The 22,858-nt window shown below is 57.1% G+C and carries 21 protein-coding genes and 1 other RNA gene; 12 read left to right on the plus strand and 10 right to left on the minus strand.

Annotated elements, in window-relative coordinates; translation table 11 throughout:
• Positions 1-8: 8 nt before the first annotated feature.
• Together HP555_RS02770 and HP555_RS02775 are read left to right on the plus strand one after the other, a co-directional pair.
• Positions 9-1,538 (plus strand): alternate F1F0 ATPase, F1 subunit alpha, encoded by a 1,530-nt coding sequence (locus HP555_RS02770; protein ID WP_199263692.1) that lies wholly within the window; start codon positions 9-11, stop codon positions 1,536-1,538.
• A complete protein-coding gene (locus HP555_RS02775; RefSeq protein ID WP_199263693.1) occupies positions 1,535-2,440 on the plus strand; it encodes a F0F1 ATP synthase subunit gamma in 906 nt (301 codons plus the stop codon). The genes HP555_RS02770 and HP555_RS02775 overlap by 4 nt, the downstream gene beginning before the upstream one ends.
• Positions 2,441-2,465: 25 nt before the next feature.
• On the opposite strand, the gene cbiB is transcribed toward HP555_RS02775, so the two are convergent.
• From cbiB to HP555_RS02800, 5 genes are all read right to left on the minus strand, one after another.
• The gene (cbiB, locus tag HP555_RS02780) at positions 2,466-3,500 is read right to left on the minus strand and encodes an adenosylcobinamide-phosphate synthase CbiB (RefSeq protein ID WP_332908651.1); all 1,035 of its coding nucleotides are present in this window, start codon (positions 3,498-3,500) and stop codon (positions 2,466-2,468) included.
• Positions 3,439-4,515 (minus strand): pyridoxal phosphate-dependent aminotransferase, encoded by a 1,077-nt coding sequence (locus tag HP555_RS02785; RefSeq protein WP_199263694.1) that lies wholly within the window; start codon positions 4,513-4,515, stop codon positions 3,439-3,441. Before HP555_RS02785 ends, cbiB begins: the two co-directional genes overlap by 62 nt.
• 94 nt (positions 4,516-4,609) lie before the next feature.
• Entirely contained in the window at positions 4,610-6,136 is a 1,527-nt protein-coding gene (locus tag HP555_RS02790) for a cobyric acid synthase (protein WP_199263695.1), read from the minus strand.
• Positions 6,137-6,208: 72 nt separating this feature from the next.
• On the minus strand, positions 6,209-6,724 hold the full coding sequence (locus HP555_RS02795; protein WP_199263696.1) for a cob(I)yrinic acid a,c-diamide adenosyltransferase: 516 nt from the start codon (positions 6,722-6,724) through the stop codon (positions 6,209-6,211).
• An 89-nt stretch (positions 6,725-6,813) separates the two neighbouring features.
• Positions 6,814-7,017 carry a hypothetical protein gene (locus HP555_RS02800; RefSeq protein WP_199263697.1) on the minus strand — a complete coding sequence of 68 codons (204 nt, stop codon included), beginning with the start codon at positions 7,015-7,017 and terminating at the stop codon, positions 6,814-6,816.
• Between the two features lie 411 nt (positions 7,018-7,428).
• Between HP555_RS02800 and dnaA the strand changes: the two genes are divergently transcribed.
• Positions 7,429-8,745 (plus strand): chromosomal replication initiator protein DnaA, encoded by a 1,317-nt coding sequence (dnaA, locus tag HP555_RS02805; protein ID WP_199263698.1) that lies wholly within the window; start codon positions 7,429-7,431, stop codon positions 8,743-8,745.
• Positions 8,746-8,783: 38 nt separating this feature from the next.
• Here dnaA and hemG read toward each other — a convergent pair whose 3' ends face one another.
• Positions 8,784-10,178, minus strand: a complete 1,395-nt coding sequence (gene hemG, locus HP555_RS02810; RefSeq protein WP_199263699.1) for a protoporphyrinogen oxidase — start codon at positions 10,176-10,178, stop codon at positions 8,784-8,786.
• Positions 10,179-10,375: 197 nt separating this feature from the next.
• Here hemG and htpG point away from each other — a divergent pair, with 197 nt between their 5' ends.
• From htpG to ssrA, 6 genes are all read left to right on the plus strand, one after another.
• Positions 10,376-12,271, plus strand: coding sequence for a molecular chaperone HtpG (gene htpG / locus HP555_RS02815; protein ID WP_199263700.1), 1,896 nt, complete (start codon positions 10,376-10,378; stop codon positions 12,269-12,271).
• Positions 12,272-12,452: 181 nt separating this feature from the next.
• Positions 12,453-12,833 (plus strand): hypothetical protein, encoded by a 381-nt coding sequence (locus HP555_RS02820; RefSeq protein WP_199263701.1) that lies wholly within the window; start codon positions 12,453-12,455, stop codon positions 12,831-12,833.
• 35 nt (positions 12,834-12,868) lie between these two features.
• On the plus strand, positions 12,869-13,483 hold the full coding sequence (locus HP555_RS02825; RefSeq protein ID WP_199264472.1) for a protein-L-isoaspartate(D-aspartate) O-methyltransferase: 615 nt from the start codon (positions 12,869-12,871) through the stop codon (positions 13,481-13,483).
• A gap of 151 nt (positions 13,484-13,634) precedes the next feature.
• Positions 13,635-15,467: a GspE/PulE family protein gene (locus HP555_RS02830; protein ID WP_199263702.1), complete on the plus strand. Its 1,833-nt coding sequence runs from the start codon at positions 13,635-13,637 to the stop codon at positions 15,465-15,467.
• Between the two features lie 71 nt (positions 15,468-15,538).
• On the plus strand, positions 15,539-15,994 hold the full coding sequence (gene smpB / locus HP555_RS02835; protein ID WP_199263703.1) for an SsrA-binding protein SmpB: 456 nt from the start codon (positions 15,539-15,541) through the stop codon (positions 15,992-15,994).
• A 44-nt stretch (positions 15,995-16,038) separates the two neighbouring features.
• Positions 16,039-16,395: a transfer-messenger RNA gene (ssrA, locus tag HP555_RS02840) on the plus strand.
• A 419-nt stretch (positions 16,396-16,814) separates the two neighbouring features.
• Here the strand turns inward: ssrA and HP555_RS02845 are convergent.
• Genes HP555_RS02845 through HP555_RS02860 form a run of 4 tightly spaced genes read right to left on the minus strand, consistent with a single transcriptional unit; the run spans position 16,815 to position 19,614 of the window.
• The gene (locus HP555_RS02845) at positions 16,815-17,237 is read right to left on the minus strand and encodes a hypothetical protein (protein ID WP_114607973.1); all 423 of its coding nucleotides are present in this window, start codon (positions 17,235-17,237) and stop codon (positions 16,815-16,817) included.
• On the minus strand, positions 17,234-18,820 hold the full coding sequence (locus HP555_RS02850) for a recombinase family protein (protein ID WP_199263704.1): 1,587 nt from the start codon (positions 18,818-18,820) through the stop codon (positions 17,234-17,236). Before HP555_RS02850 ends, HP555_RS02845 begins: the two co-directional genes overlap by 4 nt.
• Complete coding sequence (locus HP555_RS02855) at positions 18,813-19,337, minus strand: DUF2924 domain-containing protein (protein WP_013219093.1); 525 nt, start codon at positions 19,335-19,337, stop codon at positions 18,813-18,815. The genes HP555_RS02850 and HP555_RS02855 overlap by 8 nt, the downstream gene beginning before the upstream one ends.
• Before the next feature lie 34 nt (positions 19,338-19,371).
• The gene (locus HP555_RS02860) at positions 19,372-19,614 is read right to left on the minus strand and encodes a hypothetical protein (RefSeq protein WP_199263705.1); all 243 of its coding nucleotides are present in this window, start codon (positions 19,612-19,614) and stop codon (positions 19,372-19,374) included.
• A gap of 301 nt (positions 19,615-19,915) precedes the next feature.
• Here HP555_RS02860 and lexA point away from each other — a divergent pair, with 301 nt between their 5' ends.
• From lexA to HP555_RS02875, 3 genes are read left to right on the plus strand one after another with little or no spacing between them, the layout of a single operon-like run.
• A complete protein-coding gene (gene lexA / locus HP555_RS02865) occupies positions 19,916-20,539 on the plus strand; it encodes a transcriptional repressor LexA (RefSeq protein ID WP_144234527.1) in 624 nt (207 codons plus the stop codon).
• Between the two features lie 46 nt (positions 20,540-20,585).
• Positions 20,586-21,752, plus strand: a complete 1,167-nt coding sequence (locus tag HP555_RS02870) for a hypothetical protein (protein ID WP_199263706.1) — start codon at positions 20,586-20,588, stop codon at positions 21,750-21,752.
• The gene (locus HP555_RS02875; protein ID WP_199263707.1) at positions 21,745-22,809 is read left to right on the plus strand and encodes a hypothetical protein; all 1,065 of its coding nucleotides are present in this window, start codon (positions 21,745-21,747) and stop codon (positions 22,807-22,809) included. Before HP555_RS02870 ends, HP555_RS02875 begins: the two co-directional genes overlap by 8 nt.
• Positions 22,810-22,858: the final 49 nt, after the last annotated feature.

The raw sequence follows: 22,858 nt of genomic DNA on the forward strand, positions 1-22,858 counted from the left end.
CCGGCGCAATGAAGGAGTCGCTGCACGCGTCCGTCAGGCTGACACTGGACATCGTCGCACAGGTGCTGGCGGGCACGCGCGCGGAGCTGGTGACCCATGAGGTCGGCAGAGTAATTTCGGTCGGCCCGGGAGTGGCGCGGGTGCGCGGCCTGGCCGGGGTTCAGGCCGAGGAGCTGGTGGGCCTGCATGGCGGTCTGCTCGGGATGGCCTACAACCTCGATCCCGACGAGGTCGGCGTGGTGCTGCTGGGTGCGGGTAACGCGCTGGTGGCGGGCAGCTTCGCCCACCGCACAGGTCGCATCCTTGATGTGCCGGTCGGCGGTGCACTGCTCGGCCGCGTGGTCGGTGCGCTGGGTAATCCACTGGACGAGCTCGGGCCGGTGCGTACGCGCGAGCGGCGGCCGGTCGAGCGACCGGCGCCACCGATCCTGCACCGGGCACCGGTCACCCGGCCGTTGCAGACCGGGCTGAAGGTTATCGATTCGCTGCTGCCCATCGGCCGCGGCCAGCGCGAGCTGATCCTCGGTGACCGCCAGACCGGCAAGACCGCCATTGCCCTGGACACCATCCTCAACCAGCGCGGCCGGAACGTGGTGTGCGTGTACTGCAGCATCGGCCAGCGCACTTCAGAGGTGGCCGAGCTCCTCACCCACCTGCGCCGCCACGATGCGCTGGGCTACAGCATCATCGTGACCGCCTCGGGCGACGAGCCGCCGGGCGTCCAGTACATCGCCCCGTACGCGGCAACAACCATTGCCGAATACTTCATGGAACAGGGCCGCGACGTGCTGATCGTCTACGATGACCTCACCCGCCACGCCCGCGCCTATCGCGAGCTGTCGCTGCTGATGCGCCGACCCCCCGGCCGCGAGGCCTACCCGGGCGACATCTTTTACGTGCATTCGCGACTGCTCGAACGCGCCACCCAACTGCGTGCTGAGCGCGGCGGCGGCTCGTTGACCGCGCTGCCGATCGCCGAGACCCAATCGCAGAACATCTCCGCCTATATCCCCACCAACCTGATCTCCATCACCGACGGTCAGATCGTCCTGTCGCCGACGCAGTTCCGCAAGGGCATCCTGCCGGCCGTGGATGTGGGCCGTTCGGTGTCGCGGGTGGGGGGCAAGGCGCAGCTACCCTGCTACCGCGCCGTGGCCGGGGAACTGCGGCTGTCGTACACCCAGTTCGAGGAGCTGGAGGTCTTTGCCCGCTTTGGCACACGGCTGGATGAGGCCTCGGTTGCCACGCTCGAACGCGGCCGTCGGGTACGCGAGGTGCTCCGCCAGCAACAGTACCGGCCGATGCCGGTCGCCGAACAGGTTGCAGTGCTGATGACCGCCGGTGAGGGACTGTTGAACGCCGTGCCGGTGGAACAGGTTGCAAGGGTCGAACAGGCGATCCGCACCGCTGTCACCAGACAGTTACCGAAAATCTGTCAACGCATGGAGTCCGGCGAACCGCTCGTCGACGAAGATCGCGCCGAGCTGCTGCGCGTGATCGGTACGGTGCTGACTGTTGCCAAGAAAGCTGCACCATGAGCCGGAACCTGGAATCAATGCGCCGCCGGATCAGCACCGCCGAAGACCTGTACGGCGTGGTCCGGGTGATGAAGGCCATGGCCGCCTCCAGCGTGCGCCAGTACGAGGCTGCTGTGGAATCGCTGGCCGAGTACAATCGCACCATCGAGGCCGGCCTGCAGATCGCCCTGCGCCACCGCCCCGAATCCATCGCGCCCGAGGTCGCGGTCGGCATGCGTACGATGGTGGTCGTGTTCGGCTCCGACCAGGGCATGTGCGGCGCTTTCAACGAGCAGGTCACGGCTTTCGCGCTGAAGCAGCTCGACACCCTCGGCAACGAGCGCGGAGACACCGCAGTGCTGGTTGTTGGCGCACGAGCAGCGGGCAGGCTGGAAGACGCGGGCTGCACCCTGGTACAACGGCTGTCGATGCCGAGCTCGATTGCCGGCGTCAGCCCAGCGGTCCACAACCTGTTGCTTGCGGTCGAGGCGTTGCGTTTCAGTGACAACATCGACCGGTTACTGGTCATCCATCACAGGCCGGGTGCCTTCACTGACTCACGATTGCAGGTGCTGCAACTGCTGCCCGTCGACCGTGCCTGGCTGGACCATCTGGCCAACAGGGACTGGAATTCACGCTCGCTGCCGACCTTCAGCATACAGTGGCGCGAGCTGTTCTCATCGCTGATCCGGCAACACCTGTTCGTTGCCCTGTACCGCGCGTTTGCCGAGTCGCTGGCCAGCGAAAACGCCAGCCGCCTGGCGTCAATGCAGGCTGCCGAGCGCAACATCGAGGGCCACCTCAGGCAGCTTCAGCTCGACTATCACCAGGGACGGCAGGAGTCGATCCAGGCGGAGCTGCTGGACATCGTGGCCGGCTTTGAAACCCTGACTGAAGATGAGGAGAGACCGCCCGGTTTGTAAAGAGCAGCAAACCCAAAAGACACGATCACAAAAAAGACCGGCTCACCGCCAGCCAGGCAACAAGTACACCGATCAGGGCCGTGCGGGTCATAAGCCGGCAGGCGGCAGCAATGTGTTGCGGTGTTACAGCAGCAAGTCCTACACCGATATACGGTTTGTCCACCAGAACCCCGTGATAGTAGTTCGGTCCGTTAAGGCGCACGCCCAGGGCACCGGCAAAGGCTGCCTCCGGATAACCGGCGTTGGGGCTGGCATGATGCGTCCCCTCCTGCCGGGCAACGTTCAATGCACGCAGACCGGTAAGACCTGGGGTCAGGCCGGCGGCCAGGGCAATCAACAGTGGTGAAAGCCGGGCCGGCAGGAAATTCGCCACATCATCTATGCGGGCCGCAGCCCGACCAAACAGCAGGTAACGCTCATTCTTATAGCCGACCATTGAATCAAGGGTATTGACCATCTTGTAGGCCAGGGCCAGGGGTGCACCACCGATGGCCGCGAAAAAGAGCGGTGACAGCACACCGTCGACCGCGTTCTCCGCCACGGTCTCCACCGTTGCCCGGGCTATATCATCGGCCTGATACTGATCAACATCCCGGCCCACAATCATGGCCACCTGGGAACGGGCCCGGCCAACCTCACCGATGGCCAGCGAGGCATGAATTTCCATGGCTGCCTGCCGCAGAGAGCGGGCTGACAGACAAAAAAAGAGCAGCACACTCTCCACCATAAAGCCGACCACCGCATGCACCTGCCAGGCCAGGGACACAACCGCAGCAGCCACGCCCCAGCACCCAAGGATCAGGCTCACGGCAAAGGCCCAACCGGCAAGCTGTTCGCCGGCAAGCCACCGCCGCCACAGCGGCTCGGTTTTGGTGATGGCCCATCCCATCCAGCGGATCGGATGCGGCAACCAGCGGGGATCGCCGATCAAGGCGTCCAGACAGAAGGCGGCGGGAATGGTCAACCAGACCAGATAACCGGCAAGATCCATAACAGACTTATCGTTGTGAATGAACAAGAGCGACCAGATGCCGGGCCACCGCACTGTTTGCAGCCGCATCTTTCAAAGCGATGCGGATGTATCCCTCATCAAGCCCGTAAAAGTTGGCGCAGTTACGGATGAGAAAACGCTGTTCAGCCAGGGCCCGGCAAACAGCGCCTGCGGTTTGTCCCTCCGGCAGACCGATGAGCAGGTACGAGGTGGTGCTCGGATAGACAATAAGGGGTGCAGCGGCGAGCCGCTGCCGAAACAGTGCACTTTCAGCGTCCAGGTGAGCGCGGGTCTGATCGATGAAGGCACCAACCGTATCCGGATGGGCGCCGATATACCGTACTGCCTCCTGGGCCAGACTGTTGACGCACCAGGGCTGCATGTAGCGACGAAAGGGTTCGATAACAGACGGATCAGCCACTAAAAATCCAACGCGCAACCCCGGCATGCCGAAGATTTTGGAGGCTGACCAGAGAACAATGACGTTGTCCAGTGCACATTGGCACATACCCTGATCTTCCCGGGCAAAGGACAGATACGATTCATCAATGATAAAACGGACCTCGCGGTGCTGTGTACACAACTCCATTAACTGTGCATGGGGAATCAGCCGCCCCGTCGGATTGTTGGGATTGCAGAGGAAAACAGTGTCAATCCCGGTCAGTCGCGCACTGAGCCGCACCACATCCACGGCAAAATCAAGGTTTGGCGAGGTGAGAAAAAATTCAGGCATGATCCCGTGGAGGCGGGCACCGTCGGCGTAATCGGCATAGGTCGGGCCAACGATCAGCACCCGCCTGCTTTTCAGAACAGCACAGGCCGTGTAGATGAACTGGGTGGTGCCGTTACCGGCCAGAACCCGCTGCTCGCTCACACCAAGCAGGGCCGCAACAGCACGAACAGCGCCCTGCGCATCGACCTCGGGCAGTGACGTGATCCGGTCCATTCGCCCCTGGAGGTACTCGATCAGCCCGGGTAACGCACCAAGAGGATTGATGTTGCTGCTCATATCGGTGATATCTTCCGGCCGGCAGCCCAGCTCTTCGGCCAGCTCGACAACATTGCCGCCATGTCCTTGTATCATAATGGCTCCATGCAGGTACGAAAAAACAGATCAGAGGTCAACAGGTGTGTACACCGTGGTGCAGTACAACCGGTCGGCAGCAGAGACAGCGTTGTCACGATCGGTGACTCAGCCGTTCCTGCAGATCCCGCGGCAGCAAAGCGATGATCGCCTCGATGTCAAGATAGGCTGCAGCATGCTCGGCCAACTGGTCATAGGCCCGATCACGGGCAGCCGGGCCGTGCAGCTGATCAACAGCCACATGACTGAGGCCGATACCACTCAGCCAGCGGCGGGTGATTGCCGGCGTATCGAAAAAGCCGTGCATATAGGTGCCCATCACCCGCTGATCAGCACTGATGCACCCATCAGCATCGTTGCAGGACGTGCCGTTGCGGTCCTGTACACACAGCAGGCTCTGCCCGTCGGGACACCTGCTCTGCCCCATGTGAATCTCATAACCGCACCCGGCAATACCCCCCCAGGTAAAAGTAGTGCGTGTGGTGGTTTTCGGGGCCTTCAGCACAGTCTCCACCGGCAGCAGCCCCAATCCCCTGGTGCTGCCGGGCGGGCCTTCGATGCCGTCCGGGTCGTGTACCCAGGTGCCGAGCATCTGATAACCGCCGCAAATACCCAGCAGATGCCCACCGTCATCGACATACCGCCGAAGATGCTCCTGCCAGCCCGTCTGGTCAAGCCATTGCAAATCTGTACTGGTGGCCTTTGAACCCGGCAGAATAACCGCCTGCAACTGAGCAAGCGACTGCGGCTGTTCAAGATAGACCAGCCGGCAGTCGGGCAGTTGCGCCAGGGGATCAAAGTCCGTGAAGTTGGAGATATGGGGAAGTCGAATAACGCCAATGGTCGGTCGATCAGCGTCCAAAGAGTTGTGCCGGGCAAGCTTGGGGCCTTCGATGACCACTGCATCCTCTGCCTCGATATGAAAATGCTTAAACCAGGGCAGGACACCAAAAACCGGTTTGCCGGTCCGCTGTTCAATCCAGTCGATACCCGGTTGAAACAACGTGAGGTCGCCGCGGAAACGGTTGATGACAAAGCCGCTGATCCGATCCTGTTCCTCCGGCGACAGACAGGCAAGCGTACCAACGATCTGGGCAAACACGCCGCCCCGGTCGATATCAGCCACCAGAACGACCGGCGCCCGGGCATAGGCAGCCATCCGCAGGTTGACAATATCATGCGCCATCAGATTGACTTCGGCGCAGGAACCGGCTCCTTCGAGCAGAATAAGATCATACCGCTGCCGCAACCGGTCAAGGGCGGCCCGGCTCTCGGCAAAGAGAAACTCTTTTTTACCGGTGTAGGATCTGGCAGAGGCATCGATCCAGGCTGCACCGTTGAGCACCACCTGGGCACCGACATCGCTCACCGGCTTGAGCAGAACCGGGTTCATATCACAGTGCGGGGCAACCCGTGCGGCCTCAGCCTGCACAATCTGAGCCCGCCCCATCTCTGCACCTTCGGCGGTGACTCCGGAGTTGTTTGACATATTCTGCGCCTTGAACGGTGCTACGCGAAGACCCCGATTGACCAGAATCCGGCACAGGGCAGTGGTGACAATCGATTTCCCCACATCTGATCCGGTTCCCAGCACTGCCAGACAGGCTGCTTGCTTTTTCATAGTTCCTCTCCCGGGTGCCCGTCAAAGTGGAGGCAGTGCATGAAGCCTCATAAAGACGCCCGCTGCTCCTGGTTACACTTCAATACCTTTGCGAACCTGCACACCCTGGTCATAGTAGTGTTTGACCGCACGCATGTCTGTCACAAGATCAGCCTGCGCCATCACCGCCTCCGGTGCACCGCGGCCGGTGAGAACCAGCTCCACCGACTCCGGCCGCTCGGCAATGAGATCAAGCAGATCCTGCTCACCAAGAAGCCCCAGGGCACAGGCCACATTGATCTCATCGGCAACAACCAGGTCGTACTTTTTTGAGCGCAGCACTGCCTTCAGCGTTGCAAGACCGGCACGGGCAGCCTCGATATCGGCCTCCTCCGGCGTCGTGACCAGCATGCATCCCCTGCCAAACTGTTCAACAGTGATGAGATCAGCAAGACGGGTCAGGATGTTCAGTTCGCTGTACGCAGCGTTCTTGATAAACTGTCCGATATACACACGCAGTCCGGCCCCCGCGGCCCGTAACGCCAGACCGAGGGCAGCGGTGGTTTTACCTTTGCCGTCACCTGTATAAATCTGCACATAACCCTGCATTTCTCTTTACTCCCATTGTCTTTCCAGGTGGTCTCATAAAAAATCGTAACTCTTCAGTCAACAGCTTTTCATGCCCCGGTACACACCTGTCACGATAAAGAAGAGGTGCCAGACAGTTCCAAAGCAAACAGACCCCCCAGACGGTCACGCCTCTTTCCCTGCTGCCTGCGTTTTGCAATTAAACAACCGGGCAATACACTCCATTTTTCCGGCACATTCACCGGCTGTGTTTCCTTATATCCTGTTTTTATTAAAAAAACGACAAAACGAAAACCACCATTTTTTTTCTTCATCTTCCCTCCCTTCTGAAAGCATGGAATGAAAAGGAGTTAAAGACAGCCGGTGTCTGCTAAACTAAAAATAGAGTATTATTGAGCTAAAACGAGGAAAATGGAGCTCTGCCGGGATCCTGATTTGTTGACAAATTGTTAACAAACTGCTGGTTAACAGCACAACCACTTGATTTAACTGTATATAAGTAAATATTTTCTAATTTTAACGCTGTCAGTGCAGGTTATGCATCGCAGGTCTTGGAAAGTCTGATCCCGGCCAGATCTTTTCATATCAACAGAACCGACTCATTTTGAAGATAAAATCGGGACAAATCGCTTTTGACCGGCAATCGGTTTTTCAGTAGATCAGAGACCATTCAAGAAATTGGAAATGTCTGGCAAGGTATCTTATCTCAAAAGGAAGAGCTTTCTATGATGTGGAATACGATCAAAAAATCCCTGCACGGTCTTTTATCGGAGAGTGAGTTGAACTTATGGATCAGCCCGATTCAATGTCAACCTCTGGAAGGAGATATCCTTACCCTCACCGGACCGGATCGTTTTTTCTGCGCCTGGGTCGAAGATCGGTATCTGGAGCAAATCCGCCGTGTCGCCCGGGAGGTCGGTCAGTTCAGTGATGTCCGTCTCCTCGTTGCCGACCCGCAAACCCAGCATTTTGAGAACAATAAAAGAGGCCAGCTGCTGTTGCCGGGGACTGCCGCCACCCCAAAGCTGCGCTCTCTCCATCCAGCCTTCACCTTTGCCCAGTTCATGATGGGCGAATCAAATATGCTGGCCGGATCTGCCTGTAAAGCGCTGGCTGGTGGTGAGAAAACCTTTGGCAACTGTCTTTTCATGAACAGCAGCACCGGTTTGGGCAAAAGCCACCTCACCCAGGCTGTGGTCCACCAGGTGCTGCAGACCGCCCCCTCCACCCGCCTGCACTATCTGACGGCTCAGCAATTTACTGCAGACATGGTCAAAAACATCCGGGCCAAGTCCATGGAGCTGTTTTCCAAAAAATATGTCAACAACTGCGACATGCTGCTGGTGGAAGACATCCACACGTTGACCGGCAAGGCAAAGACGCAGGAAGAACTCAACACCATTCTCGATTATCTCATCAAATCAGGCCGTCGGGTGATCCTGACCTCTGCTGTCCCGCCTAATAAACTGACAGACTTTGACGAGGATTTCCGCAGTCGTATAGCCTCAGGTCTGGTGACCGGCATCATGTCACCGGATTTTGAAACACGGGCACGGATTATTCGTCATAAGATGGGCCAACACGGCCTGTCCATCACGGACGATCAGGTTGGATTTATGGCAGAATACCTCAGAGGAGACGTGCGTCGCATTGAAAACGCCATCATCGGTATCAAGGCCCAGTGCTGCCTGCATGAGACAACACCTGACCTGGCGATGATCCGCGACGTGGTCTTTGGATTAACCGACGGTGCGGCGGAGGTAACAGCTGAAAGTATCCGTGATCTCATCGGCCGCCAGTTCCGGGTCAGTATCGATGAGCTGTGTTCGCGTTCCCGAAAACGAACCGTCACCTTCCCCCGGCAGATGGCCATGTATCTGACACGCAAATTCACCAACCAGTCTCTTGCTGATATCGGCAGTCTGTACAATCGTGACCATTCAACGGTTCTGCATGCCGTTAAAATCATCACCAGAGAGATGAGTCAGCAGTCAGCGGTTCGGCAACAGATCGAGATACTGACCGCCCAACTGAAACGATAAACCGCTGTTGCCGGCATGACCGGCAGCACGTGGCCGCATCAGAAGTAGATCTTTTTCACCTCAACAGACTGCTCTTCCCCGCTCTGTTCCACAAGTGCCGCTACGGCCTGGCGGGCCTCCCTGACCATGTCGTTGATCCCGACACCCCGCCACCCGAACCCGCAGCAGCGCATATCCGCATGCGTTGTGTGCACGGTCTGCCGCCAATGCAAAAGGCCCATGTAGCCATGCTCCAATTGCGGGATACCCGACGACGGCCGCAGCACCGCGCTGTACACCGGGAGTGACAACTCCATGAGTTGCCTGAGGTCGTGATACACCGCATCAACAAGGTCGGCATCACTTAAACGCAGCCGTTCCGGGTGGCGACGACCGCCCACCAGAGCTTCCACCAGTTGACAACCAGCAGGGGCCCGACCGGGAAACATGTGTGAGGAAAACAGCGCACCCAGAGTGAAACGCTGCTCCTGTTCCGGAGCCAGGTACCCAAAACCATGAGGGATCTGCGCCCTGGAATCAAAGCCGAGCAGTACGGAGAAAATCCTTGCTTCCGGAATGGCGGAGACAGGAGGCGGCATAACAGGCAACGCCGCGCCCAGTATCTGCAACGATGTATTGATCGGGAGTGCGAGCAGGAGTTTACGACAGCGCACCTCGCCCCGGTTGCTGTGAACCAACCAGCCGTCAGGTTGCCTGGTCAGCCCCTGGACAGTTGTGCCGTACTCGATTATGTCTGCCAGATTTGCAGCCAGACGTCGGGGTAGGGCAGCCATACCGTTGTTGAAGCTGATCATGGACGGCAGGCCCCTTTTTGTTCGCTTTTCCTTTCCCGCTGCCCGCATCTTTGCCAGCATGCCCCGGATAACCGAGCCATGCCGCTGCTCCATCTCCCGGACACCGGGCATGACCGCATCGATCCGCAACCGTTCAATATCACCGGCATAGGTCCCGGTAAAAACGGCATCAGCAAAAGGTACCAGTGCTGCCCCGAACCGGTGAGCCACCCAGTCTGCCACTGAAGGTTCCCCCTTAAGCGGCCTCTTCCACACATCTGCCAGCACCCGCAGCTTGGCGCTCCAGGGGATCAGCGGCTGGCGGACGATCGTCCATGGTTTTTGCGGGATGCACTGCAGCCGGCCGTTCAGGCACAGGTAGCGGACAAACTTTGCCAGAGACGCGGTAACAACCTCTTTTTCCAGTCCGCCCAAACGGATCAGTTCCCGGCTCTCCGCACAGTTATCAAGAAAACCGTGCGGCCCCCATTCGGCAAGATACCCACTGTCACTATAGGAGGCGATGGCACCACCCGGCCCATCTGCCTGTTCCATAACAAGTACATTCAGATCCGGGCACAACGCCCGGGCAAAGGTCGCCGCACTCAGACCGGAGACACCGGCGCCGACAATACAGAGGTCATACGGAATTGATTTCATACACCACAGAAGTTAACAGACGCATTGGCATGGGCATGGGCATGGGCACAGGCCCTGTCTTGACAGAGAATCATTCGTGCTTACCATGTTGCCCGGATAAAAGAAAGCCCCTTTATCTGCCTGGTATTATCACAAAAACGTGTGCCGGCCGGCCGTAAACACACTTATTTTTTCATGTACTTTGAGGAACATCACCCATGACAGCAACACAGGTTGAAACCAAGCAGTTTCAGGCAGAGACCAGAAAGGTTCTCGATATCGTCATCAACTCGCTGTATACCGAGCGTGACATCTTTGTCCGCGAGCTGGTCTCCAACGCCGCCGATGCCCTGGAAAAATTCCGTCATCAGAGCTTGATAGAAAAGATCGAATTCGACAGTCACGTCCCCCTTGAGATCACCATCAACGGTGACGATAAAAACCACACCCTCACCATCAGCGACACCGGTATCGGCATGACCCGGGAGGAGCTTGAAACCAACCTGGGGACCATTGCCCACTCCGGCTCCCAGCACTTCTTTGAACAGCTTGCTGAGGCTGCAAAAAAAGACGTCAACCTGATCGGTCAGTTCGGTGTCGGCTTTTATTCGGTGTTCATGGCTGCCAAGAACGTACGCGTTCAGACCCGCTCCTGGGACGGCTCCGAAGGATGGGAGTGGAGCTCCGACGGCGGCGGTTCCTACACCATCGGCCCCTGCCCCGGCCTGCATCGCGGCACCCGTATCATCATCGAACTGAAAGACGATGCCCACACCTATGCCTCCAAGTTCACGATTGAACGGATCATTCAGCAGTACTCCACCTTTGTCCCCTTTCCGGTCATTGTCGAGGGGAAAAAAGTCAACACCGTGCAGGCGATCTGGTCTCGATCCAAATCTGAAATCACTGAGGAGGAGTACAACGAATTTTACAAGTTCATCGGCAATGCGGTTGATGAACCGTTGTACCGTTTTCACTTCTCAGCCGATGCACCGCTTTCGATCAACGCCCTTCTCTATGTGCCCAAAGAGAACTTTGAGGTGCTGGGCATGGGCCGGATGCAGCCGGGTGTCAACCTCTACTGCCAGAAGGTGCTGATCGACCAGCACAGTGAAAATATCCTTCCGGAATGGCTCCGTTTTCTGAAAGGTGCGGTGGACTCTGAAGACCTGCCGCTGAACATCTCGCGGCAATCGCTGCAGGACAACGCTCTCGTCATCAAACTGCGCAAAGTCCTGACCAAACGGGTGATCAAGTTCTTTGCCGAAGAGGCTGAACGGGACGCCGACAAGTACCGTGACTTCTGGAAGATCTTCGGTATCTTCATTAAAGAGGGGATGACCAGCGATTTTGAACATCGCGCTGATCTGGCAAAACTGCTCCGTTTTGAATCTTCAGCCAGTGAACCCGGGGTCATGATCTCGCTTGATGAGTATGTTGACCGGATGAAGGAGGGCCAGGACAAGATCTACTTTATCAACGGTCCCAGCCGGGCTGCTGTTGAGTATGGGCCCTATGTTGAGATGTTTAAAAAACGCGGCATTGAGATCTTCTACACCCTGGACCCGATTGACGACTTTGTCCTCAATCATCTGGGCGAATACAACGGTAAAAAACTGGTTTCCGCAGATCGGGCCGACCTCACCCTGCCCGAGAGCACAGAACCTTCCGCCGACACGGCAACCGATGAGCAGCAGGTTGAGCCGCTGTCTGATGCAGTGGCAACCTCGCTCTGCCGCTGGATGAAAGAAGTGCTCGGCGAGCGCATTCAGGAGGTGAAGGCCTCGGATCGTCTGGTGGACAGCCCGGCCATGATCGTGAATGTCGATGGCTTTATGACCTCCTCCATGGAGCGGATTCTCAAAGCGTCCGGACAGACCGAGGCCTTTGGTATCGGATCGAAAAAAGATATGGAGGTCAACACCAGCAGCAATCTGATCAAACGACTGGCTGCACTGCGTGAAAGCGATGCTGACTTTGCCCGGGATCTGGTCGAACAGCTGTATGACAACGCTATGATCCAGGCTGGTCTGCTGGTTGACCCCATGGTGATGGTGCGCCGCAACTACCGTATCCTGGAACGTGCCGCCGACGCCTCTTCACCAACGAACTAACCCTCTCTGCCCTGGACGCATCGTGTGTGCACCGCAGTATCAGGAACACGAACATCCAGGGCACCGGTTTTTCTTTGCATCTCTGCGATAAACCGGTATCATATCTTGAAAAAAGGTTGTGTTCACGATATATGAACACAACCTTTTTCGTTCTATGAATTGCTTCTGGAGAAACTGTGTGATGCGTTCATCCCTTTTCATGCTTTTCATGGCGCTTCTGCTTCTTGCCGGCTGCCATACAAAACAGATTCGCCACCTTGCCTCTGATGCCGCTCTGATCAAACCGGGACAGACCACGGTGAAAGAGGTGCAGCAGTATCTGGGAGAACCCAATGCCCGACGCGAGGTAGCTCCCGGGGTCAGCGAATTTCTCTACTATGAGGACCGGCCCGGGATGTTCGGTACCATGCCGCTGATCGGCTCGTTCAGCAGTTCCAAAGGGTATGAGATGATCGTTCTGACCATCACCAACGACGTTGTCACCAGCTGTGATTTCCGCAACCACAACGAGACAGATCGCAAGTGGCTGGAAGACTACACCTGGGATCAGGAACTCCAGTGAACCCACTCACCATCTTTGACATCAACAGAGAGCGGATGATCGAGGAGCAACTGATTCGCCGGGGCATAACCGATCAGCGTGTCCTTGACGCCATGCGCACAGTCCCCCGACATCTTTTTGTTGAGGATGCCATTCAGTCACAGGCGTACAGCGACTTTCCCCTACCCATCGGCAGCGGACAGACCATCTCCCAGCCGTATATCGTTGCCCTGATGACCATGGCCCTGCAGCTTACCGGGTCTGAGAAGATTCTCGAAATCGGTACCGGCTCCGGTTACCATGCCGCCATCCTCTCCCGGCTCTGTCAGAAGGTCTATACCGTGGAGCGCCTGGACGCCCTGGTCAGTCGTGCCCGCAAGATCTTTGACCGGCTTCGCTATCACAACATCGTCTCGCGTATTGACGACGGCACCGAGGGCTGGCCTTCGGAAGCCCCCTTTGACCGGATCATCGTGACAGCCGGCGGGCCCCGCATACCCACACCCCTCATCGATCAGCTGGCAGATCCCGGGCGGCTGATCATGCCGGTCGGCGGCCAGGAGGTGCAGGAGTTACAGGTGGCGGATAAACGTGACGGTGATATCAAGATAACAACCATTGAGCATGTTCGCTTTGTGGATCTCATAGGGGCCCACGCCTGGCCCAACTGATAACGCCCTCCCCATAATACGGCAGTCGGAACCGGCCTGAACAGCCTTCCCTCTCCGGCTGTCGGGAAAAACCTTGCATTCGTTGCGGCGACGGGAGAAAATACCAGAGTAATCCGTTCACCTCCTCTCCACCTGTCACCCGATAAAGATCATGTCATTTCTCAACAGCGAAGCCCTGCTCGACCTGCTTATCAAACAGCAGCTGCTCTCCCACGAACAGCGCCGATTCGTTCTCCTGCAACAGGGAAAACAGCGTCAGAAACTATTAAAACAGTTCGGCGGCCGTCGCCAGGAGGATCGCAACAGGCAACTGAAAGGTTTTCCAGACCTTGTTGATATTATTGTCGCCCTCGGGTTGGAGAACCCTGATGTGCAACAGGGACCGCTCACTGAAGAGACCATTATGCGGGCCGTTTCCAGGGGCCTGAAGATCCCGTTTAAAAAGCTCGATCCGCTTGAACTGGACATGGACACGGTGACGAAAACCATTCCCAGATCGTTTGCGGTCAGTCACCTGATCCTGCCGCTGACACTACAAAACGGCGTCCTTGAAGTGGTCAGCTATCACCCGGATATCCAGTCAGTGTTCGAGGATATTGAACGGGCCAACCAGGTGAAAATCCGACCGTATCTGTCGACACGCAGTGACATCAAAAAAATTCTGGCCGAATTTTTCGGTTTTCAGCGTTCCATCACTGCTGCAGAATCCCAATTCGGGACGACCAGCGTTTCCACAGCCGTGGATATCGGCAACCTTGAACAGTATGTGCGCCTGGCCTCCACCAAGGAGCTGAGTTCCACGGACCAGCACATCAAAGCCGCGGTCAACCATCTGTTCAGCTACGCCCTGGAGCAACGCGCCAGTGACATCCACATTGAGCCCAAACGGGACACCTGCCTGGTCCGTTTTCGCATTGACGGTATCCTCCACACCATTTACAAGCTGCCCAAGGCTGTCCATTCGGCCATCACCTCCCGAATCAAGGGACTGGCCCGACTGGATATCGCGGAAAAACGCCGCCCCCAGGACGGCCGCATCAAGATCGGTCGTCAGGAGGAAAGCCAGGAGGCTGAGATCCGGGTCTCCACAGTACCGGTGGCCTTTGGCGAGAAGACGGTCATGCGCATTCTCAACCCTGAGGTTATTTTTCAGCAGCTGGACAACCTTGGCTTTTCCCGGCGCGACCGGCTGGTCTACAACAGCTTCATGAACGCCGCCCACGGCATTGTCCTGGTGACCGGCCCCACCGGCAGCGGTAAATCGACAACCCTGTACTCCACCCTCAAACAGATCGCCACTCCGGAGATCAATATCGTCACCATCGAAGATCCGGTGGAAATGGTGTACGAGGAGTTCAATCAGATCGCGGTACAGCAGCAGATTGATGTCACCTTTTCCTCAATCCTGCGCAACATCCTCCGGCAGGATCCGGACATCATCATGATCGGTGAAATCCGGGATCTGGAAACCGCTACACACGCTGTCCAGGCCGCTCTGACCGGTCATCTGGTCTTCTCCACCCTGCACACCAACGATGCGGTTTCCACCATCATCCGCCTGGAAGATCTGGGGCTCGAACCCTTCCTCATTGCCTCCACCATGCTGGGGGCCCTGGCACAGCGGCTGGTGCGTCGCAACTGCCCCTACTGTCTGGAACCGTACACAATGGACAGCGCCGAACTGCGTAAACTGGGCTTTCCGCTCGCTGCCGGCCACAATTCCATTGAGCTGAAACGAGGCAAAGGCTGTCTCCAATGCCGGAACACCGGCTACCTGGGCCGCATGGGTATCTTTGAGGTCTTTCCCATGTCTGAACAGCTCAAAAAACTGATCGCGGCCAAGGCCAACGGTTCCGAACTGCGGCAGATAGCTGTTCGTGAAGGGATGACCACTTTACGCGAGGATGCCTGGCGCAAGGTGCAGGCCGGGCTGACCACCGTGGAAGAGGCGCTGCGTGTGACCGGAGAAACCGAGACCATTTGATTTTTCACTGGCACTTCCCTGGATTCGACCTATAGTATTGTTGATCAGTAACCAGAAACAGTGCAGAGAGTATGGGACAGAAGATTGTCAGTAAAAATAAAAAAGCCTTTCACGACTACGCCATTGAGCAGACCTTTGAGGCCGGCATTGTACTCAGCGGTCCGGAGGTGAAGTCGCTCCGAGCCGGCAGGGTTAACCTTCGTGACGGGTATGCCCAGCTCAAGGGCGGTGAGGTCTTTTTGTACAACGTGCATATCTCGCCCTACTCCTATGCCACCCATGTTGAGCAGGACCCGCTGCGGACCCGGAAGCTGCTGCTGCATCGTCACGAGATCCGTAAGTTGATCGGTAAACTGCACGAAAAAGGCATTGCGCTGATTCCATTGAAGATTTATTTTATCGGCAACGGTAAGGCCAAGGTGGAAATGGCGCTAGCCAAAGGAAAAAAACTCTACGATAAACGGGCTGCCCTGAAAGAGAAGGAATCAAACCTTGAGATGAAGCGGTCCATGCGCCACAGTGACTGATCACCTTGATTGGGCAGCAGACTTATAGAACCAACACCTACTATGGGGGCGAAACGGATTCGACGGGGATGTTGAAGCTTAATGTTGCATGCCGAGTTTTCTGTCAACTCGTTAAACTGACGGAAGTAAATATAATCGCAGACGATTATAACTACGCACTGGCAGCTTAATCTGCTGTGCCGTTCCACCGGTTTTCGCCTGTAGAACCGGATTCAGAGCGTCGACTCCACAGGCTGGTTGTCCGTGAGTGCCTGGGCACGGCCAACGAGATCTTCAGGCTGGCATCCGAATATCTCTGTTTCGGGAGAGAAGCGGATGCGAGATCTAATCCCGGAACTATGCATGTAGAGACTTAAGGGGAGAATTTCCGGACCCGGGTTCAACTCCCGGCGCCTCCACCATTTAGAAAAGACAAACCCGTCTCTCTGGGGTCATTCTCCGGGGTGACGGGTTTTCTTTTTCCCCTTGTTTCTAAAGGGTTTGCGCCCGTTTCACATCTTTCCAAAGCACCTCTCCGCACCACCGATTCTCCCCATCTTCCTGCCTTTCTTTCTCTGTTTGGCCCCTGATTCTCTGTTTTCTCCGGACGAAGTCCGAAGCGCGTCCGGAAAGTTACATCCTTGATTGATATGGGTTTGCGGCAGATTGCCATTTTTGGCGGTTGTCTTAGGTCATCGTTCGATGCCGCAACCGGACGTTTTTTTCGAAATCGCCCGCTTCGGCCATGAAAAGAAGCGTGGTCAACTCCGGTTTCCTGCCCCCTAAAGTAAAAAAGCCGACGCTGATGGTCGGCTCTCTGTGGTGGTCTCCGGTCCGGTCGTCAGTCGGTGGCGAAGCCGAACTGGCGGCGCTGCTCGGTCCAGTCCTCTGGAAAGGTCTGGGTCAGCTTGGCCAGCGAGAGCCCGTTGGGTTCCTCACCGTTGATCAGGGCTTCGACGATGTCGGGGGCCAGGGTCGTCAGCTTGAGAATGCGGGCCACATACGAGCCATCGACGTCAAGGGTACGGGCAAGCTCGCTGATGGACTTGATCTGGCCGGATTCGAGGATGTCGGCCCAGGAAAAGGCCCTTCCCAGTGCCTGGAGGATGGCGGACTGCACCGGTTCCTGCGCTCCGGTGATTTCTCCATCCAGGGCCTGGGGAGCGATGACCGTCTTGCGGCCGCGCATGCGCCGGATCAGCATCGGGATGTGGATCTGCAGGTTGCCGTTGTCGGCAACAGTAATGGTCGGCTTCATTTTCATCGGCTTGCCCTCCGTTCGGTGACTTCGCATGCCAGACCAGCCAGCTCGGCGATGAGCGTTGTCAGCCCGTTGGTTCGCAGCTCCATGTCGATTCCGGTCTCGCGGATCTCGACCTTATCCACCAGGAGGCGGATGAGCCGGTTTCGCTCCACCGGGAAAAGGTCTTCCCAGAAGCCCTCGACATTCTGGAAGGCCTCCGACACATCCTGTTCCGTGATGCTGCTCCCCTGGTAGGCTCTGCATCGCTCGCTCACATGGGTCAGTTGTTTCGAGAGCTCGACCGCCTGGCGATTGACCGTCGTCAGCATTTCGGTCTTGCCCGACTGATCGCTGCCGGGTTTCATCAGTTCGATGGCTTGCTTCCGCGCCTGCGACAGCTCCATTTCGAGTTGGGCTTTCTGCTTGAACAGCCGCTCCCGCTCCACCTGCTCGATGTCCCGGGCCGCGAAGTAGGTTTTGGCCACCAGCGTCGGCGTGCGGAACACCGCGCTCAACTGCTCGACCACGGCCTGCTCGATGTCCCCGGCGGGAATCCGTTTGAGGGGGCACCGGCTCACGGTCCGCTTGCTGTCCTTCTGGCAGATGTAATAGGTGTAGTGGCGGCCGTTCTTGCGGGCGTAGGTCGGTCCCATCGCGCATCCGCAGTGGCCGCAGCGGATGACGCCTTTAAGCGGGGCGACCATTTTGGTTCTTGCCATGGAAACCTTGACCGGTTTGTTGTCCTCCAGGATGGCCTGCACCTTGTCCCAGGTCGTCCGGTCGATGATTCCTTCGTGCTCACCGGGGTAGCTGCGATCCTTGTGGGCAATCTCGCCGATATAGACCCGGTTGTTCAGCAGCCGGTAGATGTGGCCTGTATTCCATTCTGAGCCCTCGCGAACCTTGCCTTTCTTGGTGGTCCAGGCTTTTGTGCGGTATCCCTGTTCGTTCAATTCCTGGCCCAGCTTCTTGGCCGAGCCGATCTGGATGAATCGGCGGAAGATGTACTGCACCGTCCTGGCTTCATCCGGGTTGACCAGCAGCTTCTTGTTGTCTCGGTCGACGTCGTATCCAAGAATGGGTACGCCGCCGCAGTATTTCCCCCGGCGCTTGGCGGCCGCCACCTTGTCCCGGATGCGCTCGGCGATGACCTCCCGCTCGTACTGGGCGAAGGTGATCAGGATGCCGAGAAACATTCGGCCGGTGGGGTCGGTGGTGCTGAAGTGCTGGGTGACCGAGACGAAGCTGACACCCTTCTCGTTGAAGAGGTCGATCATCTTCATGAAGTCCAGCAGCGAGCGGGACAGCCGGTCGACCTTGTAGACCACGATCACGTCAATCTTCCCGGCATCGATGTCCGCCAGCAGGCGACGCAGCCCCGGGCGCTCCATGTTTCCACCCGAGAATCCACCATCGTCGTAGCGATCCGGCAGAGCCGTCCAGCCACGCATCCTCTGGGCTTCGATATAGTGTTCCGCCGATTCCCGTTGCGCATCCAACGAGTTGAACTCCTGTTCGAGACCTTCCTCGTGGCTCTTGCGGGTGTAGATGGCACAGCGCAGGGTCTTGTTTTTGCCCGGCGCGACATTGCTGTTATCAAGCATCCGAACCTCCCTCGGCTTTTCTGCCGTAAACCTTCTTCAGTCCGAAAAAGACCTTGCCGTTCCACCTGGTCCCGGTGATCTCCCTGGCCACCGCGCTGAGCGACCGGAAGGTGCGGCCTTCGAACTCGTAGCCATCGGCAAGGACGATCACCTCATAGCGCCGGTCGTTCCAGACCCGCACCAGTCTGGTCCCGGGCAGGATCGCTTCGTTCGATTTCCGCTCTTCTGGGATGCGTCGATTGACAGTGGCGACCGGGTCCTCCTTGGCGGCCTGCTGGAGATGGACCTTGGCCTGTTCGGACAGCCCGCCGTAGAAAAGCTCCTGGATGCGATAGGCCAGCCGCTTGATGAGGAATTGTTTCTTGTACTGGGGTGGCTCTTCTCCGTAGAGGTCGAGCCATTTTTCCCGGAGCTGTTCCAGGGACATGGATTGCAACAGGGCCATCTGCCGAAGGACTGAGTTTCGGGTTCGGTCCTGATTCTTGCCGCCGGTGGCGGCGTTCTGTAACTCATTCATTTTCAACTCCTTATTTTGGTTTCCGGACGAGTTGTCATGAATGAATGCTCTGTTCCGGCAATGAATCAAGTCCTTCTTCGAGCACAGGGGAAGAATCTTCGAAAACCTCTAACTCATTGCCCACACATGCGTTTTTTGCCTTTCGGCGCAGGATCGCCGTGGCCAGAATGGAGGCGGCTGACTGGAGCCTCGCCTCACCCGACAAGCGGCCGGGTTTGCCGTTTTCGCCAAGGTCATCCGTCCCCGGCCCATCATTCATTTCCTGGACATCCAACATCGAACACCTCCGGTGGGACCGGGGGACTGGATGGTGTGGATGCCAGAAAACGGTGGCGGTCGGGATGCGCGTTCGATGGCACCCACAACCGCCTCAGCTCCGCCTCTGGTCGGTTATCTGGTTTCTAACTGCTCGTCCGGTTTCAAACCGGCTTTCTTCAGGCCTTACCTACCGAGGGGCTCATGGAAGTGTCGGAAATCAGGTGTGAGATTATTTCTTGACCTGATATGCGTCAGGTTTATATTATTAGGGTTTGCTGGCGCATTGCGCCTTTTTGTCTTTCAACAGAAATGGAGACGCCATGGGCAAAGCGAAAACGGATGAGATAACGCCGTTGCAGCGGAAAACGCTCGAAGCGATATGTCGTTTCGTCGATGCCAAGGGCTTTCCTCCAACGGTGAAGGAACTGAGCGAGATCTTTGAAATCAGCCCGGCGAGTGCCCACGACCGGATCAACCAACTGGTGCGCAAGGGATACCTGAAGCGGGAGGACGGGAAGTCGCGAGGCATAGCTGTTGCCCGTCGCCCCAGCGAGATGGCTGCCTCTCTGGTTTCAGTACCTGTTGTGGGGATGGTGGCGGCTGGCCGTCCCATCCTGGCCGAGGAGAACATCACCGGCCAAGTGCTGGTCGAGTCGGACGTCGTTCGTTCCGGACAGCACTTCGCACTCCGTGCGGTGGGTGACAGCATGATCGGTGCCGGTATCAACGATGGCGATTTGATCATCGTGCGGCAGCAGCCCATCGCCGAGGATGGTGACATCGTTGTAGCGCTGCTCAACAACGAGGCGACCGTCAAACGGCTGAAAATCAAAGACGAGCTCATCGAATTGGTGCCAGAGAACCCGGAGGTAAGAAAGATCCGGATCAGGCCGGAGGATGACCTTCGAGTTTTAGGCAAGGTCGTTGGATGGAAACGGAGTTAACCGAGACAGACATGGACGAATAACGACAAAACGACAGGAGTATTTGATGGCAACTTTTAACCTACGCCGCTTTTCGAAGCCGGAGATGCTCCGGCGAATCGACAGGAAGCATCTCATTGCCTTTCTGGAGCCTCATGCCGCCTATTTTTCAGCTCGCGGCGTAGAGTTGCCACCAGTCCAGCAGGAAGATGGCCTGGACTACAACGCCCTCAGCCACCTTTTGCTGACGCCGGACAGTACGACCCCGGATGATCTCGCCGAGGCGCTGTTTTATGTCAATGAAGTCTCGACCCCCGAGGGTTTTGATTCCATTCAGGATGAGATCGCCGGAACGGACATCGACGTGGAAATCGGGGAGAACGCCGCACCGGCAGACTTGGCGATCCAGGTCTGGATGGCTGACCGGGAAATCATCGAGAAGGTACACGCCGAACAGTTCTTCATGAACGTCAGGTCCTTCGAGTATTTTAAGACCAAGAAAAACCCGCTGCCGGATTTCGTGCTGCCATCCGAGGAAACCCTCGCGGCCCTCGAAGCCGATCTCGACGAATGGTTTTCCAAGAAACGTCGCGGTAAGTATTCCAAGGTGTTCGTCTATCCCAAAGAGGGCCACACATGGTTCCTCGTGCGCCATGGCAAGCCCTATGCCCGTGAGGCGGTCATTGAGGCCGGTGAGTCCACCAGCCAGTACTTCCGTCCTGAAAAATTCGACGTGCTTGCCTACAACCCCGTGATCGGGGAAATCCGCATGAACGCTGAAACCAAGGGTGAGAAGGAGCTCTACCGCAAGAAATTCGGATTCCACCTGTTCGGAGACGAAGAGTTTTTCAACGAGCGCAGCCGATTTGATCTGGAACCTTTGCGGCAAATTGGTGAGGACGCGCTTCTATGTGACGATGTCGATGGCATCGAGTATGTCAGGCTCAAGGAAGTTCAGGTCTTTTGGGGCGGCGCTCATAAGGACGTTGAGATTCGTCGGTCCGAGGATCTGTTTGCCTCCCTTCGTGATCGCGAAAAATCCCTTCCCGCAGGCGGAAAGATCGTGAAGGCAAGCTTCCAGATTAAATTCGACGGTTCGAAGACGCCCAGGTCGGTCACCTTGAGTTCAGGTAACCGAGCGCAATTCAAGCGGGATGGTGATGCCGAGGTTATCGAGCGCTGGCTCGGACTCAGGGGCTTTATTGTCGGAGCCGGAGGGACATCGGATGAGTGATCCCTTCTGGGCATATCTGGAGAGATTGCCTGGAAATTCGGCGGCGCTGTTCGATTGGGATAAGGCGCTCTCCGGTTGGGACCGATACCCGTTGTTTCGGGATCACTTCCTTCAACTGACCAAGAATCACGCGACCGCCGTGGATTGCCCAACGGAATGTGGCCTCGGATGCCCACGGAGTGTTGTCACCCATGTGAAGACCAACATCCGGGCCATCTGCAATGAAAAGGAATATCCAGCCGTCCAACTCACCACAAGGCAGACCTTGATCTACCGGCTCAAGCAGTCAGCCATCAATGGTGCTATCTGCGCGGCCTTGGGAATAGAACACCGAGAATCGAAATTCGATGGACTGCCCCATACATGGAGACTGGGCGATTTCATACCCACGGCGGGGATGGACTTCCCGGTTGTTCTGACGATGCAGGACAGCAAGGATGCGCTGGCAGAGGTCGTTCGATCATTATGTCTCTCGATCCCCAAACCCTTTGTCCTGATCGCGCCCACGCGCCTTCATCTGAGTCCTGCAGTTGAAACACTGCTGGCGCAGAGAAGCAGCCCCTTCATTGCGCTGAACGAAGAGCTGCACCTGGGAGATGAACCACGGTTTCTGACACGTCGGGACAAGGCCGCGATATTCGCCCCCCTTATCGGCCAGGTGCCTGAGCCGGATTCTGGCGGCACGGTGTTTTTTCCGACACCGCCGGGCACCACATGGCCACAAATCAAGATTCAGTTCCGCGATGGTCATACCGTGACGATATGGGCGGGAGAAAAAACTGGACGTTATTCCTACGGCGAAATGGGCATGTTGAATCGAAAGAACAACAAGCCAACGGTCCAGTGGCGTTGGTTGGAAGGGTTCGCAAACTCGCACGGGGAGATCGATTGGAAGAACAAGTATTCGGCGGTCACGTTGAAGAAACAAAAGCAAGAACTGTCAAAGCGACTGCGGGCATTCTTCCGGATCGAGGATGACCCCATCGAGTGGATAAAAGAAACAAAGACCTACCGCTGCAAGTTTCGCATCCTTCCGGAAGGTGACGAGGTCTACTGACCAGCCTCGTTATAGCCCGAGAAATCTAAAGCCCCGATTCAGGATTCTG

The organism is Desulfobulbus oligotrophicus (genome assembly GCF_016446285.1).
GTDB classification, from domain to species: Bacteria; Desulfobacterota; Desulfobulbia; order Desulfobulbales; family Desulfobulbaceae; genus Desulfobulbus; species Desulfobulbus oligotrophicus.